The 14,418-nt window shown below is 73.6% G+C and carries 15 protein-coding genes and 3 tRNA genes; 8 read left to right on the top strand and 10 right to left on the bottom strand.

Features of this window, described 5'->3' with window-relative positions; all coding sequences use genetic code 11:
• Nucleotides 1–46 precede the first annotated feature (46 nt).
• Genes HPC71_RS00605 through HPC71_RS00595 form a run of 3 tightly spaced genes read right to left on the bottom strand, consistent with a single transcriptional unit; the run spans nt 47 to nt 2,613 of the window.
• A complete protein-coding gene (locus HPC71_RS00605) occupies nt 47–844 on the bottom strand; it encodes an HAD-IIA family hydrolase (RefSeq protein WP_154615910.1) in 798 nt (265 codons plus the stop codon).
• 32 nt (nt 845–876) lie between these two features.
• Nucleotides 877–1,884, bottom strand: a complete 1,008-nt coding sequence (locus tag HPC71_RS00600) for an alpha/beta fold hydrolase (RefSeq protein WP_216656500.1) — start codon at nt 1,882–1,884, stop codon at nt 877–879.
• Between the two features lie 57 nt (nt 1,885–1,941).
• Nucleotides 1,942–2,613, bottom strand: a complete 672-nt coding sequence (locus HPC71_RS00595; protein ID WP_171895939.1) for a TetR/AcrR family transcriptional regulator — start codon at nt 2,611–2,613, stop codon at nt 1,942–1,944.
• A gap of 76 nt (nt 2,614–2,689) precedes the next feature.
• Between HPC71_RS00595 and HPC71_RS00590 the strand changes: the two genes are divergently transcribed.
• On the top strand, nt 2,690–4,048 hold the full coding sequence (locus HPC71_RS00590) for a cytochrome P450 (protein ID WP_253943842.1): 1,359 nt from the start codon (nt 2,690–2,692) through the stop codon (nt 4,046–4,048).
• Nucleotides 4,049–4,278: 230 nt separating this feature from the next.
• Here the strand turns inward: HPC71_RS00590 and HPC71_RS00585 are convergent, their stop codons facing one another.
• Complete coding sequence (locus HPC71_RS00585; RefSeq protein WP_171895938.1) at nt 4,279–5,820, bottom strand: ABC transporter substrate-binding protein; 1,542 nt, start codon at nt 5,818–5,820, stop codon at nt 4,279–4,281.
• 224 nt (nt 5,821–6,044) lie between these two features.
• Here HPC71_RS00585 and HPC71_RS00580 point away from each other — a divergent pair, with 224 nt between their 5' ends.
• Complete coding sequence (locus tag HPC71_RS00580) at nt 6,045–6,401, top strand: VOC family protein (RefSeq protein WP_154615920.1); 357 nt, start codon at nt 6,045–6,047, stop codon at nt 6,399–6,401.
• 92 nt (nt 6,402–6,493) lie between these two features.
• On the opposite strand, the gene HPC71_RS00575 is transcribed toward HPC71_RS00580, so the two are convergent.
• Nucleotides 6,494–6,566, bottom strand: a tRNA-Arg gene (locus HPC71_RS00575).
• Between the two features lie 342 nt (nt 6,567–6,908).
• Here HPC71_RS00575 and HPC71_RS00570 point away from each other — a divergent pair.
• Together HPC71_RS00570 and HPC71_RS00565 are read left to right on the top strand one after the other, a co-directional pair.
• Nucleotides 6,909–8,717 carry a phosphoenolpyruvate carboxykinase (GTP) gene (locus HPC71_RS00570; protein ID WP_171895937.1) on the top strand — a complete coding sequence of 603 codons (1,809 nt, stop codon included), beginning with the start codon at nt 6,909–6,911 and terminating at the stop codon, nt 8,715–8,717.
• A gap of 120 nt (nt 8,718–8,837) precedes the next feature.
• Nucleotides 8,838–9,848, top strand: a complete 1,011-nt coding sequence (locus HPC71_RS00565; RefSeq protein ID WP_171895936.1) for a phospholipase D-like domain-containing protein — start codon at nt 8,838–8,840, stop codon at nt 9,846–9,848.
• A gap of 165 nt (nt 9,849–10,013) precedes the next feature.
• Here HPC71_RS00565 and HPC71_RS21140 read toward each other — a convergent pair whose 3' ends face one another.
• The 3 genes from HPC71_RS21140 to HPC71_RS00555 all read right to left on the bottom strand — a co-directional run bounded on the left by HPC71_RS21140 (nt 10,014) and on the right by HPC71_RS00555 (nt 11,017).
• Nucleotides 10,014–10,148, bottom strand: coding sequence for a hypothetical protein (locus HPC71_RS21140; RefSeq protein ID WP_257866226.1), 135 nt, complete (start codon nt 10,146–10,148; stop codon nt 10,014–10,016).
• A 212-nt stretch (nt 10,149–10,360) separates the two neighbouring features.
• Nucleotides 10,361–10,454: transfer RNA gene (locus tag HPC71_RS00560), tRNA-Ser, on the bottom strand.
• 65 nt (nt 10,455–10,519) lie between these two features.
• Entirely contained in the window at nt 10,520–11,017 is a 498-nt protein-coding gene (locus HPC71_RS00555) for a hypothetical protein (RefSeq protein WP_154615924.1), read from the bottom strand.
• Nucleotides 11,018–11,146: 129 nt separating this feature from the next.
• On the opposite strand from HPC71_RS00555, the gene HPC71_RS00550 reads away from it, so the two are divergent.
• Nucleotides 11,147–11,234, top strand: a tRNA-Ser gene (locus HPC71_RS00550).
• Nucleotides 11,235–11,305: 71 nt separating this feature from the next.
• Nucleotides 11,306–11,536 carry a biotin/lipoyl-binding carrier protein gene (locus tag HPC71_RS00545; RefSeq protein WP_154615926.1) on the top strand — a complete coding sequence of 77 codons (231 nt, stop codon included), beginning with the start codon at nt 11,306–11,308 and terminating at the stop codon, nt 11,534–11,536.
• A 30-nt stretch (nt 11,537–11,566) separates the two neighbouring features.
• Here HPC71_RS00545 and HPC71_RS00540 read toward each other — a convergent pair whose 3' ends face one another.
• Both HPC71_RS00540 and HPC71_RS00535 read right to left on the bottom strand, forming a co-directional pair.
• Complete coding sequence (locus HPC71_RS00540; RefSeq protein ID WP_253943841.1) at nt 11,567–12,535, bottom strand: hypothetical protein; 969 nt, start codon at nt 12,533–12,535, stop codon at nt 11,567–11,569.
• A gap of 149 nt (nt 12,536–12,684) precedes the next feature.
• Complete coding sequence (locus tag HPC71_RS00535; protein WP_253943840.1) at nt 12,685–13,452, bottom strand: carbon-nitrogen hydrolase family protein; 768 nt, start codon at nt 13,450–13,452, stop codon at nt 12,685–12,687.
• 44 nt (nt 13,453–13,496) lie between these two features.
• Here HPC71_RS00535 and mobA point away from each other — a divergent pair, with 44 nt between their 5' ends.
• Nucleotides 13,497–14,051: a molybdenum cofactor guanylyltransferase gene (gene mobA, locus HPC71_RS00530; protein WP_171895935.1), complete on the top strand. Its 555-nt coding sequence runs from the start codon at nt 13,497–13,499 to the stop codon at nt 14,049–14,051.
• 41 nt (nt 14,052–14,092) lie between these two features.
• Entirely contained in the window at nt 14,093–14,404 is a 312-nt protein-coding gene (locus HPC71_RS20845) for a DUF6457 domain-containing protein (RefSeq protein ID WP_187811254.1), read from the top strand.
• The last annotated feature ends 14 nt before the right edge of the window (nt 14,405–14,418 follow it).

Genomic DNA, 14,418 nt, shown 5'->3' with positions numbered 1-14,418 from the left:
GCCGTCTGACGGGCCGTCCGACGGGCGGTCGGACCGGGCCGGGAGCTCAGTCGAACGAGCCGCGCCGGGCGACCTCGACCAGGTCGGCCACCGAGTCGACCACCCGCGTCGGCCGGTAGGGGAAGGTCTCGACCTGCTCGCGCCGGGTCGACCCGGTCGTGACCAGCACGGTGCGCAGGCCGGCCTCCAGGCCGCTGACGATGTCGGTGCTCATCCGGTCCCCGACCATCACCGCCGACTCGGAGTGGGCGTCGATCCGGTTCAGCGCCGAGCGCATCATCAGCGGGTTCGGCTTGCCGACGAAGTACGGCGTCCGCCCGGTCGCGGTGCTGATGAGCGCGGCCACCGACCCGGTCGCCGGCAGCTTGCCCTGCTGGCTCGGCCCGCTCGGGTCGGGGTTGGTGGCGATGAACCGCGCGCCGGCGTCGATCAGCCGGATCGCGCGGGTGATCGCCTCGAAGGAGTAGGTCCGCGTCTCCCCGAGCACGACGTAGTCGGGGTCGCGGTCGGTGAGCACGTAGCCGATGTCGTGCAGCGCCGTCGTCAGGCCCGCCTCCCCGACGACGTAGGCCCGCCCCTCGGGCCGCTGGTCGGCGAGGAATTGGGCGGTGGCGAGCGCGGAGGTCCAGATCGCCCGCTCCGGCACGTCGATGCCGCTGGCGAGCAGCCGGGAGCGCAGGTCGCGCGGGGTGAACATCGAGTTGTTGGTGAGCACGAGGAACCGGCGACCCGAGGTGCGCAGCGCCTCCAGGAACTCCCCGGCGCCGGGGATCGGCACGTCCTCGTGGACGAGGACGCCGTCCATGTCGGTCAGCCAGTACTCGATCGGGCGCTCCTCGCTCATGTCGTCGAGTCTGACAAGCCCGTCCACCCCGGTCAGCCGGCCGGCGGGTCCTCCCCGGCGAGCGCGGCGCGGACCAGCGCCTCGACCTCGGCGGCGGTGAGCCCGGCCGCGCGGGCGGCGTGCACGGCCGCAGCGAGCTGCTCGGCCTCGGGCCCGGGCGCGTCCTGCTCGGGCCCGAGCGCGTGCTCGCGGACCAGCCGGGCGACCTCCTCCGGGGCCTCGGCCGGCGCCAGGTGCGCCACGTCGGGCAGCTCCACCGCGCGCCCGTCGGGCACGGCCTCGGCCAGCCCGCGGACCTCCTCCGGAGGAGCGGGTACGTCGGCGGAGCCGCCGACCGCGAGCAGGGGCACCGTGACGGCGCCCAGCCGCTCGCGCACGTCGAACCCGCCCAGCGCGCCGCACACCGCGGCGTACGCCTCGTCGTCGGCGTCGGTGAGCGAGCGCAGCAGTCCCGCCGCCCGGTCCGGCTCGCGCTCGACGAACCCGGGGGCGAACCAGCGCCCGCTGGACATCTCCACGAGCGCCTCGGTGCCGCGCTCGCGGACGGTCGCCGCCCGCTCGGCCCAGGAGTCCGGGTCCCCGAGGCGGGCGGTGGTGCCGAGCACCGTGAGGCTCTCGAGCCGGTCGGGGGCGTCGAGGGCGAGCTGCAGGCCGACGGCACCGCCGACGGAGACGCCGGCGTAGTGGAAGGCCGGCCGGTGCAGGCCCTGCGCCATGGTGTCGACGAGGTCGAGCACCGCGGCTGCGAGGGCCGGCACCGTCAGCGGGTCGTCCGCGGCGTCGGGGTCGACCCGGTTGGTGCCGTGACCCGGCAGGTCCCACGCCACGACCTGGAGGTCGCGACCCAGGAGGCGGGCGCACGGCCCCCACAGGGCGGTGGCCGAGGTCCCGAGCGCGGGGCCCAGGACCAGCAGCGGGAGGTCGGGCCGCCCGCCGAGGCGGACGGCCGTCAGCGAGGTGGTCAGAGGAGGATCAGAGCCAGGACGATGACGGCGATGATCAGGGCGACGATGGCGATGGTGCGGGTGTTCATGGTTCACCTTTCTCTCGGGGGTGGCGGGCTGGTGCCCGTCCGACCGAAGTGACAAACGCCCAGGTCAGCGGTGATCTGGTCCATCCGGCCCGGCGGGGTCGACCGGGTCGGCCGGCGCGGCGCCGCTGACCAGCAGCGCCAGCGCGCGCCCCATGAGGTCGTCGGGGACCGCGGCGGGGTCGACCAGGCGCTCGATGGCCAGCCCGTTGGAGAGCGCCAGCAGGAGGGTGGCCAGCGACCCCGCGGGCAGGGGCAGCTCGGCGCCCGCCTCCTCCGCGTGCGCCGCGACCGCGGCGGCGACCGCGGCGTGCAGCTCGCGGCGGCGCTCGCCGAAGGGCCCGTCGGTGCGGCCGGTGCGCACCGCGCGCTGCCACAGCTCGAGGAAGAGCAGGTGCCAGTCGTGCTGCTCGTCGGTGGCCGCGGTGAGCCGGTCGCCCAGCATCCGGGCGCGCTCGGGGAGCGTCGCGTCGGTGTCGGCGACCGCGGCGAGGCCCAGGTCGAGGTAGGCCGAGACCCGGTCGTCGACGAGCGCGGCGACCAGGCCCTCCTTGCTGCCGAAGTTGGAGTAGACCGCGCCCTTGGTGAAGCCCGCGGCGGCCGCCACGTCGTCGAGGCTGGCGGCATCGATCCCCTGGCGCGCGAACGTCCGGGCCGCGGCGTCCAGGAGGGCGCGGCGCACCTCGTCGCGCGGTGGCCGGCGGCGTACCTCCCCCGGCGGGGGCGGGACCGTTGACATGCGCCGGACGATACCGGAAGGTATCGGATACCCGCCGGTATCGAACCCGCGGATCGAACCCCGCCGAGGAGGCCCCGTGCTGCTGCGGACCGCGACCCGACCGCTCGCGCCCCGCGCCGAGGCCCTGCGCTCGGCCGCCCGCCCGGCCGTCCGCTGGGGCCTGGGGCACGCGCTGCCCCGGACGGCCATCGGCGCCGCCGCCCGGCGGGGCGACCTGCACGGCCGGCTGATCGTCGCCAGCAGCACGACCAGCGAGGTGCCGGTCGACCTCTTCGACGCCATCCGGGCCAGCGGGCCGCTCCACCGCTCGCGCTACGCCTACGTCACCGCGACCCTGCCGGTGGTCCGCGAGGTGCTGGCCAACCCCGACGTCCGCGCCGGGATCGACCTCGGCACCGGCACCGGTCCGCTGGGCCGGCTCGGCCGCTGGGCGCACCGCACCACCCCGATGGGCCCGCTCACCCCACCCTCCCTGCTGGTCACCGAGCCCCCGGACCACACCCGGATGCGCAAGCTCGTGACCCGGGTGTTCTCGGTCCGCGCCGTCCAGCGGCTCCGCGAGCGCACCGAGGAGATCGCCGACGACCTGCTGACCTCGCTGGCGAGGGAGGCCGGCGACCGCCCGGTCGACCTGGTCGAGGCCTACTGCGCACTGCTCCCCGTCACCGTGATCGCCGAGATCCTCGGGGTGCCGGACTCCGAGCGGAAGACGGTCCTCGACTTCGGCACCGCCGCCGCGCCCAGCCTCGACCTCGGCCTGTCCTGGCGCCGGTTCCGCAGCGTCGAGGGCGCCCTGGCGTCGTTCGAGGCCTGGCTGGCCGACCACGTCGAGGCCAAGCGCCGCGACCCCGGCGAGGACCTGCTCAGCCAGATGGTCGCCGCGCGCGACGACGACGGCGTCGCCCTGACCGACCGCGAGCTGATCGCGACCGCGGGCCTCGTGCTCGCCGCCGGGTTCGAGACGACCGTCAACCTGCTCTCCAACGGCATCGCGCTGCTGCACGACCACCCCAACCAGCGCGCGCTGCTCGCCGCCGAGCCGGACCGCTGGCCCACCGCCGTCGAGGAGGTGCTGCGCATCGACCCGCCGGTGCTGCTGACCGGCCGCACGGTCCTGCGCGACACCGAGGTCGCGGGCGTGCGGATGCCGCGCGGCGCGGTGGTCACCACGCTGCTCGCCGGCGCCAACCGCGACCCCGAGGTCTTCACCGACCCGCACCGCTTCGACGTCACCCGCGAGAACGCCGCCGACCACGTGTCCTTCTCCGCCGGGCGGCACTTCTGCCTCGGCGCCGCGCTCGCCCGGATGGAGGGCCAGGTCGGGCTCCAGCGGATCACCGAGCGCTTCCCCGACCTGCGGCTCGCACCCGGCCCCACCCGCCGCGACACCCGGATCCTGCGCGGGTTCGAGACGCTGCCGGCGTACCTCTCCTGAGGGCGCCGATCAGGCCGGCGCGCTGACAGGCCGCGGGCGGGCCACCACCGCCGTCGTGAGCAGGCAGGGCTCGGGAGGTCGGGGGTACGTCGCACGCTTGACCAACGAGGAGCGGCAGCGCCGTTGCCGGCGAGGAGGTCGACTCCGCCCGGCCCGGCGCACCGGGTTGGCGTTGATCCCGAACGGGCCCGGCTCCTTGCACAGGGCGCGAGTGAAGCCCACGTCGCGCCTCACCGATCGATCGTGGCGTCGTCGAAGAGGGAGATCCCGGCGTGCCTGAACTGCACTCCCTCGACCCCTTCGTTCCACGCCAGTCCCTGGCGCCCGTGAGCGGTGATCGCCATCGGGACGTCCTCGTTCCAGATCGCCTGCATCTCGAAGAGGGCAGCCTGGCGCTCCTCGACCGTCCCCGCCGCTCGCAGCTCGTCCATGGCCCGGCCCATGGCGGGGCTGCGATAGCCGACGCGGCTCTGCGCCACCGTGTCCTGTCCCAGCGTGGTCTGGAAGGTCACCCACGGCAGGCTCTCGTCGACGCTCATCGCGAAGCAGCTGAGGTCGTAGTTGCCGGTGAAAAAGAGCTCTCGGTGGTCCGTGAGCGAGCGTGAGTTCTCCAGAGTGACGTCGAAACCGATCTTCTCCAGCATCGCCTCGACGGTCAGTGCCCATTCCACCTTGGCGGGGGCGTTGTCACACGAGAGCGTGATCTTCCCGTCGTACCCGTCGGCCTTCGCCTGGGCGAGCAGGCTGCTGGCCTCCGCCGGATCGTGTGCCGGGCCCTCGAGTCCCTCGGACCACAGGATGGACTCGTCGGTCACCAGGGCGGTGCTGGGCACCCCGGTGCCGCCGGTGGCACGGTCGTCGATCACCTCGGGGTCGAGGGCATGGGCGATCGCCTTCCGGACCCGCACGTCCTTGCCGGGACGGTCCACGCCGCCGGTGCCGTGATTGATCAGCACGGTGGCAGCACCCCATCCGATGCTCGTGTGCATCTCACGCGGAGCGCGACGGACGGCGTCGATCACCGAGGCGTCGTTGAAGTACGCCATGTCGAGCTCACCGTTGAGGAAGCTGTCCCGACGCGCTTCCTCGTCCTCCACGTAGACGAACCGCAAGGTCCCGATGCAGAACTCGCCCTCGCCCCAGTAGTCCTCGTTCCGGGTCAGGACCACTTCCTCGCCCTGGGTGTAGCTGGCCACCTTGTACGGCCCGGCGGCGCCCGCGCTCGGATCCACGCCGAACTCCTCCGGGCCCGCCTCCTCGAAGACGGCCGGGTCGGCCAACATGCCCGGCGCAGTGGCGAAGACGGCTGGGAAGTCGCCCTGAGCGTCCTTGAGCCGGAAGCTCATCTCGAGATCGCTCGTGACCTCCATCGACTCGATGACGTCCATCTGCGCCTTGAACAGCGAGACCGTGTCGTCGGCGCCGTGTCGGTCGACCGAGAACTTGACCGCTTCGGTCGTCACCGGGTTGCCCGAGTTGAAGGTGATGCCGTCACGCAGGGTGAGCGTCCACTCGGTGTAGTCCTCGTTCGGCTCGAAAGACTCCGCCATCCGGGGGACGAAATCACCCGTCCCGGCGTCGTACTCCATCAGCGTGTCGAAGACCGCCGAGCGCTCGTGGCCACCGGCGACGCCGACAGTGCCTCCGTTGACCACGTCGAAGCCACGCACCTCGGTGTGAACGCCGAACCGCAGCTCGCTCGTCGGGCCGCAGGCACCTGCCGTCGCACCGTCGTCGTCACCGCTGCCGCACGCGGTGATCGCCGAGGCCATCAGCAACAGCCCCACAGCACCCGTCGCCCGCCGAACCGACATATTCGCACTCCTCGACATCACGCCGAGACGAGCCTCGGACAAACAATGAAACTAGCCACGCCACTCGGCGACGTCAACCAATCGTCCGGTAGATTTTTAGGGGCAGGAAGGCCTCAGGAGCGCCATTGTCGCCCCGAGGGCCAGGCCGGCCCCTACGGGAAAGGACCAGAAGGACCACCACCATGAGCGCTCACAACATCCGCCAGGTCATCCTGTCCACCGAGGACCTCGATGCCTCGATCCGGTTCTACGAAAGCCTCGGCTACACCCTGCGCTTCCGCGACGGCGAACGCTACGCAGCGCTCGACGGCGGAGCCGTGACCCTTGCCCTCGCCACGGCGAGCGACCACCCCCTACCGGGCTCGGTCGTCGTCGGCATCAAGACCGAGGACGTCGACACCGCCGCGAGGGCGGTCGAGGCCGCAGGAGGGCAGGTGGTCCAGGGACCGGCCGATGGCGCGCACGAACGGCGCGCAGTGGTCCGCGACAGCCAGGGCAACGGACTGGTCTTCTACAGCCCCTTGCCCCGCAAGCCCTGAGCTCGTCCAGCGGACCGGCCCGATGTCGTCCCCCAGCCGTCCCCGGAACGACGAAACGGCCCCCACCGCCGGTGGGGGCCGTTCACGTCCTGCGCGCCTGTAGGGATTCGAACCCCAAACCTTCTGATCCGTAGTCAGATGCTCTATCCGTTGAGCTACAGGCGCCCGTCCGCACCTCGGCGGACAAGGGAAGACCTTAGCCGACAGGGCCCGGGAAGCCGAAATCCGACCCCGCCTCGGCGCGACTGTGATCTGCGCCACCAGCCGTTGAACGATCCAATAGTGGCCCCCAGAGGCCGGGGGTACATTCAGCGGACCGGAGGCCCGGCGCATCCTCGTCGAACCCCGGTGCACACACAAACGAACGCACAAAAGTCGCCGACAACGAGGCCGTGCGATCCACAGCAGCTCCACGACACACCGTCGATACGCTCGACGGCCGGAGGCACCGACGCGGGAGCGCGGGCGTCCACCGCGAATGCGCGAGAGGGAACGGAACTAAAGGCTATGACCGCCGAGACGCAGGCACCGACCACCCACCGAGGCATCGCCGACTTCGTCGAGAAGTGGGCCGCGATCATGCAGCCGGACAGCATCCACTGGTGCACCGGTGACGACCAGGAGTGGGACGAGCTGACCCGCGCGCTCGAGTCCACGGGCACCTTCACCCGGCTCAACCCGCAGCTGAAGCCGAACTCCTTCTACGCCGCCTCCGACCCGATCGACGTCGCACGCGTCGAGGACCGGACCTACATCTGCTCGGTCGAGGAGAAGGACGCGGGGCCCACCAACAACTGGATGGCCCCCGACGACATGAAGTCCCTCATGAACGGCCTCTACGAGGGCTGCATGAAGGGCCGCACCATGTACGTCATCCCCTTCGTCATGGGCCACCTCGAGTCCGAGCGCCCGATGTTCGGCATCGAGATCACCGACTCGGCGTACGTCACCGCCTCGATGCGCGTGATGGCCCGCATGGGCACCAACGTGCTGCGCCGCATGGAGGAGCTCGAGGCCGACTTCGTCGAGGCCGTGCACTCCGTGGGCCACCCCCTCGCCGAGGGCGAGGCGGACGTCGCCTGGCCGTGCAACGAGACCAAGTACATCGTGCAGTTCCCCGAGGAGCGCGCGATCTGGTCCTTCGGCTCCGGCTACGGCGGCAACGCGCTGCTCGGCAAGAAGTGCTACGCCCTGCGCATCGCGAGCGTCATGGCCCGCGACGAGGGCTGGCTCGCCGAGCACATGCTGATCCTCAAGCTCACCAGCCCCCAGGGCGTGGTCAAGTACATCGCGGCGGCCTTCCCGAGCGCCTGCGGCAAGACCAACCTCGCCATGCTCGAGCCCACCATCCCGGGCTGGAAGGTCGAGACCCTCGGCGACGACATCGCCTGGATGCGGATCGGCGAGGACGGCCGCCTGTGGGCGGTCAACCCCGAGTACGGCTTCTTCGGCGTCGCGCCGGGCACGAACTACCACACCAACCCGAACGCGATGAAGACCATCGAGAAGGGCAACTCGGTCTTCACCAACGTCGCGCTCACCGAGGACGGCGACGTCTGGTGGGAGGGCCTGGAGAACCCGCCGGCCAAGGCCACGTCCTGGAAGGGCGAGCCGTGGACGCCGGAGTCCGACGAGCTCTCCAGCCACGCGAACAGCCGTTACTGCACGCCGATCAAGCAGTGCGACATCCTCGCCGAGGAGTACGACGACCCGCGCGGCGTGCCGATCGACGCGATCCTGTTCGGCGGCCGCCGCAAGACGACCGTCCCGCTGGTCTTCGAGGCCCGCGACTGGACCCACGGCACCTTCCTCGGCGCGACGCTCTCCTCCGAGACCACCGCGGCCGCGGTGGGCGCGGTGGGCGTCGTCCGGCGCGACCCGATGGCGATGCTGCCCTTCATCGGCTACAACGCCGGTGACTACTTCAGCCACTGGATCAACGTCGGCAAGGACAACGACGCGGCCAAGCTGCCGAAGATCTTCTACGTCAACTGGTTCCGCCGCGACGACGAGGGCGGCTTCCTGTGGCCGGGCTTCGGCGAGAACAGCCGCGTGCTGAAGTGGGTCGTGGAGCGCATCGACGGCCAGGCCGCCGCCGAGGAGACCGCCATCGGCCGCGTGCCGGCGCCGGGCGCCCTCGACGTCGAGGGCCTCGACCTCTCCGAGGACGCGCTGCGCCGCGCCCTCGAGGTCGACCCCGAGGAGTGGAAGGCCGAGATCCCGCAGATCCAGGAGTGGTTCGAGAAGTTCGGCGACGACCTCCCGGCCGTGCTCTGGACCGAGCTCGACGGCCTCAAGGCCCGCCTCGGCGTCTGAGCCCCACCCGCACCACCCGCCTCATCCCGAGGGCCCCGTCCGACCGGACGGGGCCCTCGGTGCGTGTGGGACCATGGGCCCGGTCCCGGGGGCGGCAGCGAGGGAAGCAAGGGGTGGTCCGTGGCGGCCTACGACGCACAGGATCGGCAGCTCTTCGAGAAGGTCGCCGCGCCCCTGTACGAGGAGATGCTCGCCGGGTCGGGCCTGCCGGCCGACGATCCCCGCCTGGGCCACGACGGCACGGACGGCGAACCCGCGAGCACCGTGCGGCGCGCCCTCGACCTGCTGGCCGAGCTCGGCCTGGCGCGCCTGGACCCCGAGACCGACCGCTGGCTGCCGGAGGACCCCACCAGCAGCGTCGCGCGGGTCGTCTCCCCGCTGGGCCGCGAGGGTGCCCGGCTGCTCGAGGAGTCGGCCGCCTGGTCCTCGACGCTGGCCACGCTCGGCCAGGCCTGGCGTCGTACGCCGCAGGCAGCCGACGTGGGCCCCTTCACCTACCTGCGCGCCGAGGCGATCGAGCCCTTCCTCGCCGCGCTCGTCGCGGAGTGCCAGGAGGAGGCGCTGACCGCCCAGCCGCAGACCGGCCGCGACCCCAAGCTGCTGGCGGTCGGCATCCAGCGCGACACCGCCCTGCTGGAGCGCGGCGCCCGCATCCGCACGCTCTACCAGCACAGCGCGCGCCGCAGCTCGGCCACGCGGGAGTACGTCGCCGAGGTGACCGCCCGCGGCGCGGAGGTCCGCACGCTCGATGAGTTCTTCAACCGGATGATCGTCATCGACCGTCGGGTGGCGCTGATCCCGAGCGGCGACGACCTGAGCGTCGCGCTGGCCGTGCGCGAGCCGTCGGTGGTGGCCTACCTCGTCGACGTCTTCGAGCGATCCTGGGCACGCGCCCGACCCTTCACCAGCCGCAGCGCGACGATGCTCAAGGACATCGCCGCCGAGCAGCGGGCGATGACGCTGCGGATGCTGATCGAGGGCCACCCCGATCCCGTCTCGGCCAAGCGGCTGGGCGTCAGCCCCCGCACCTACGCCGGCTACGTCGCCGACCTCAAGCACGAGTTCGAGGCCGAGACCCGCTTCCAGCTCGGCTACACGATCGGTCAGCGCGGCCTCTCCGGCGAGGAGTGAGCCGGTACCCGGGCGAGGCCACAGGAGGCCCGGAGATGCATCGAGACCGGCGACCTGTGCGGTCGCCGGTCTCGAGACGGCCCGGGCGCCGTCCGGGGTTGGGGGGACGGGACGGCGGACGCTGCCACCGGGGGGACGGGCAGCGTGCCCGGGCGGGTCGGGGGGTTACTTCCCGGCCGTGGGAGCGACCCGGTAGCCCCACGTGGTGTCGGCCTGGGCCGCGGGCGCGGAGACCGCGAGGAGACCGATGCTGACGGTTGCTGCTGCGACGGTGATGCCGACCTTGCGAACGATGCTCATGAGTCCCACCTCTGTGTCCTGTGTCCGGCGCCCGTGCCGGCGCCGGGCCCCAGTCTGGCCCGACCGGGCCGGCAGGAGACCCCGGACGCTGGCTCACAAATGTGCAGTGCAGGAACCTGCAGCCGGGGTGGGCCCCGCTCGGCCGCCGGTCAGCGCCGGTCTGCAGGGTAGTGCAGACGACCCCCGCGCGGCGGGCCGCGCGGGGGTCGGGCTGGCGGAGGCGGCGGGATTTGAACCCGCGAGAGGGTTGTAGCCCTCAACCCGCTTAGCAGGCGGGCGCCATAGACCGGACTAGGCGACGCCTCCTCGACAGCGCGCACAGGCTACAAGGCGCCGAGCCGCCGCGGCCAATCAGGGCCGCCGGCAGACCCTCAGAGGGGCCGGAGGCCCTCGCCGCGGCGCAGCCGCACCTGCAGCTCGCGGACCACCTCGTCGGGGTCCCCGGCGAGGACGTCGACCGGGATCGTCGTCGTACGGCCGTCGACCAGCCGCAGCACGATGCACCGGATGCCGCGCGGCGAGGCGGTCTGCGCCTCCTGCACCTCGCTCCACGCCGCCTGCTTCACGCCTGCGCCGCGCACCAGCCGGACGCGGTAGCCGGCGTCGTCGAAGCGGACCACCGCGAGCCCCGAGCGCAGCCACCAGCCGAGCGCCAGCACGCCGAGGACACCGAGGGCGGCGAGCACGACCACGACGTCGCCGGGCAGGCCGGTGGCGACCAGGGCCGTGGCGACCAGGACGAGCACGGCGAGGAGCACGAGCGCGGCGCCGACGAACCGGACGGCCACGGTCGGGGCGAGGCGGTACTCGGTGGGCGTCGTGCCGGGCTGCGGCGCGCCGGAGGCTGCGGAGGGTGCTGCGTCGGACATGCCCCCGATTGTCCTCCAGGCCCGGGTCGCAGGCTCCCGGCGGGTCGGGGCCGGGCCGGAACCCGGCGGCGCGGGCGGGGCGTCTCCTACACTCCTCCCGTCGGCCGCCGCCCTGCGCGCAGCCGACACGGAGGGGTGCCGGAGTGGCCGATCGGAACCGCCTTGAAAGCGGTCGTAGGGAGACCTACCGCGGGTTCGAATCCCGCCCCCTCTGCCAGCACCTGCCTCCGCCGGGCCCGCCCGCGGCGGATGCGCGGGTACCCCCGGGTAACGGCTAGCGTCGCGAGCATGCCCCGGGAGCAGGTCAGCGAGATCGTCGCCGAGATGGTCGCCAACGTGATGTCGGTGGTCGTGGAGCCGGGCACGGCGGTCGCCCCCGGCGACACCGTGGTGCTGCTGGAGTCGATGAAGATGGAGATCCCCGTCGTCGTCGAGCACGCCGGCACGGTCCGCGCGGTCAAGGTCGCGGCCGGCGACGTCGTCCAGGAGGGCGACGTGCTCGTCGAGGTCCTCCTCTAGCTCCGATCCAGATCCGACTCGGGGCCCGGGTCAGAGCAGCGCGTCGGTACGCCGCGGCTCCGGGCGCCCGGCGGCCGCCTCCTCGGCGCGCCGCGACCGCCGGCCCCGCGGCCCGGTCAGGGCCAGGTCGGCGCGGATGACGGCGTACCCGAGCAGCAGCCCGACGAGGGCGCCGTAGATGAGCGACAGCGCGCACTCGAGCAGCGAGATCGAGGGGTTGGCCAGGGCGTTGGCGACCGGCACGGTCGCGCACACGCCGAAGGCGCAGACCCACCAGCCCTGCCGGCGCCGGGCGCGCATGTGGCAGCCCCAGACCAGGGCGGGGACGCCGAGGACGGTCTCGATGGGCCGCGGGAACGCGCCGAGGTTGTCCCGGCTCCAGCGCACCACGTCGAGCAGCGAGTCCACCAGGCCGGGGGTGCCGTAGCGGCGCAGCAGCTCGGCGTAGGCCAGCGTGATCGCGAGCACCCCGGTGCCGAGGAGGACGACCACGACCCCGCGGCGGCCGAGCCCGTGCAGGCCCGCGCCGAGGCGGTGGACGAGGAGGAAGACTCCGACGAGCGCCAGCCCGAGGGTGACGTACTCGAAGCGGAGCAGGGCGACCCGCGGCTCGAAGCCGACGGTGGCCAGCCCACCGATCGCGGCGACGAACAGCGCGAAGGAGCACTCCCGCGCCGCCTCCCAGAACCGCCGGGCCGGCACGGTCGCCATCACCGCCAGCACCGCACTCACCACGCAGGTCAGCACCGCGGCGCCGGTGCGCAGGACGTCGCTGCCGGAGACCAGGGCGACGACCCCGACGAGCAGGGCCGCGGCCGCGGTGAGCAGGGGTCGGCCGCCGGTGCGCGCCCCGAGCGCCCAGGTGTACGTCGTCGCGACGGCGACCGACCCGACGCCGGGGAGCCAGCCCGGACCGACCGGAACCATCCCGGCGACCAGTGCGGCGACGGCGATCCCGACGACGACCCAGGCGATCGTCACCTTGGTCCGCCCGCTCACCTGCGGCGCGCTCCCCCGCGACCACCGCGACCACCACGCCCGTGGACCCCGGGCCTCCCCGGCCTCCCGGGGCTCCCGGCGCTCCGGCGGGGCCGGGCTCGGTGGCTCGGCGCGGCGGCGGGGGGTGGCGCGGGGCATGGCGAGCAACGTTACAGACGTCGGTTGGCCAGGGAGGGGTTGGTCCGGCGGGCCTGCTCGAGCGCCTCGGGGCGCAGCTCGGCGCTCAGCACCCCCGCGCCCTCGCCGGCCTCGGCGAGCACGTCGCCCAGCGGGTCGACGACCAGCGAGTGGCCGCTGTAGCGCGGGGCGGGCTGCCCGCAGGCGAGGACGAACACGGTGTTCTCGATGGCGCGGGCGCGCACCAGGGTGCGCCAGTGGTCGACCTTCCGCTCCCCCGCGACCCAGGCGGCCGGCACCACGAGCACCTCCGAGCCCCGGTCGACGAGCAGGCGGGCCAGCTCGGGGAAGCGCAGGTCGTAGCAGGTCATCAGGCCCACGCGGGTGCCGGCGACGTCGAGGACCACCGGCTCCACCTCGCCGGCGGTGAGCCGGTCGGACTCGCGGTAGCCGAAGGAGTCGTAGAGGTGCACCTTCCGGTACGCCGCCTGGGCACCGCCGCGGACGAGGAGGGTGTTGTAGGGGCGGGCCGGGTCGGGGCCGGTCTCGAACATCCCCGCGACGACGGTCGTGCCGCGCTCGCGGGCGACCCGGGCGACCTCGGTGCCGAACGGGCCGTCGACCGGCTCGGCGTACGGACCCACGTCGGAGCCGGCCTCGCCGAAGTCCCGGGCGAACGCCTCGGGCAGCACGACCAGGTCGGTGTCGCCGGGCACGAGCGCGTCGAGCCGGGCCCGGTTCTCGGCGGGGTCGAGGCCGGCGGCCTCCTGGACGAGGGACACACGCAGCGGGGAGCGCACGGACCCAGCGTGCCACTCCCGCCCGGGTGGGGCAGGATCGAGCGGTGCTCGAGAGCTTCTGCGCGGTGGTCCTGGCCGGCGGCCGCGCGGCCCGTCTCGGCGGGGCCGACAAGGCCTCGGTGGAGGTCGCCGGGCGGACCCTGCTCGCCCACGCGCTCGACGCGGTCGTCGACGCCGCTGAGGTGGTGGTCGTGGGCGACCCGGTGCCGACCGAGCGGCCGGTGACGTTCGTCCGGGAGAGCCCGCGGTACGGCGGCCCCGTCGCCGCGCTGCTCACCGGCCGCGACGCGCTGCTGCGGAGCACGCCGACGCTGGCGGTGCTGGCCGTCGACATGCCGCACGTGACGCCCTGGACGCTGCGCCGGCTCCACGAGGCCGCCGCCGGCCGCGACGGGGCCGCGCTGGTCGGGCCCGACGGCCGCCGGCAGCTCGCGCTCGTGCTCGACCTGGCCCGGCTCGACGCGGTGCGGCCCGACCACGAGGACCAGCACGGCGCCGCGCTGCACCGGCTCCTCGCGCCGCTCGACCTGGCGGCCGTGCCCGCCGAGGGGCGCGAGCACCGCGACGTGGACAGCTGGGCCGACCTGCGCGACCTCTGACCCGGTTGCGGGGCGCCCCGCCGGTCGGTCATCGTGTCGCCGTGGACCTGCACGACTGGATCGACGAGCTCAGCGACGTCCTCGGGGTCGAGGAGGAGATGGACGAGGCGCTCGTGCTCGACCTCGCCCGCGTCGTCGCCCACGCGGTCCAGCGGCCCGCGGCGCCGATCACCGCCTACCTCCTGGGGTACGCCGCCGGGGCGGCCGGCGCGGACCCGGCCGGCGTCGAGCGGCTCGCCGCGCGGGCGCAGCGGCTCGCGGAGGCCTGGGACCGGCCGGCCGGCGCGCCGGACCCCGACGTACCGGCCCCGGACGACGTCGCGGTCGACCACCGCGGGGACGGCGCGGACTGATCCCTCGGCACGCC

This window comes from Nocardioides marmotae (genome assembly GCF_013177455.1).
GTDB lineage: Bacteria > Actinomycetota > Actinomycetes > Propionibacteriales > Nocardioidaceae > Nocardioides > Nocardioides marmotae.
This window is presented reverse-complemented; position numbering and strand designations above follow the sequence as displayed.

Bases quoted from the DNA above. Each gene is read 5' to 3' on its own strand.
- HPC71_RS00580 (WP_154615920.1), top strand. From the start codon at position 6,045: ATGAGCGCTCACAACATCCGCCAGGTCATCCTGTCCACCGAGGACCTC.
- HPC71_RS00555 (WP_154615924.1), bottom strand. From the start codon at position 11,017: ATGTCCGACGCAGCACCCTCCGCAGCCTCCGGCGCGCCGCAGCCCGGC.
- HPC71_RS00545 (WP_154615926.1), top strand. From the start codon at position 11,306: ATGCCCCGGGAGCAGGTCAGCGAGATCGTCGCCGAGATGGTCGCCAAC.
- HPC71_RS00595 (WP_171895939.1), bottom strand. From the start codon at position 2,613: ATGTCAACGGTCCCGCCCCCGCCGGGGGAGGTACGCCGCCGGCCACCG.
- HPC71_RS00570 (WP_171895937.1), top strand. From the start codon at position 6,909: ATGACCGCCGAGACGCAGGCACCGACCACCCACCGAGGCATCGCCGAC.
- HPC71_RS00605 (WP_154615910.1), bottom strand. From the start codon at position 844: ATGAGCGAGGAGCGCCCGATCGAGTACTGGCTGACCGACATGGACGGC.
- HPC71_RS21140 (WP_257866226.1), bottom strand. From the start codon at position 10,148: ATGAGCATCGTTCGCAAGGTCGGCATCACCGTCGCAGCAGCAACCGTC.
- HPC71_RS00585 (WP_171895938.1), bottom strand. From the start codon at position 5,820: ATGGCCTCGGCGATCACCGCGTGCGGCAGCGGTGACGACGACGGTGCG.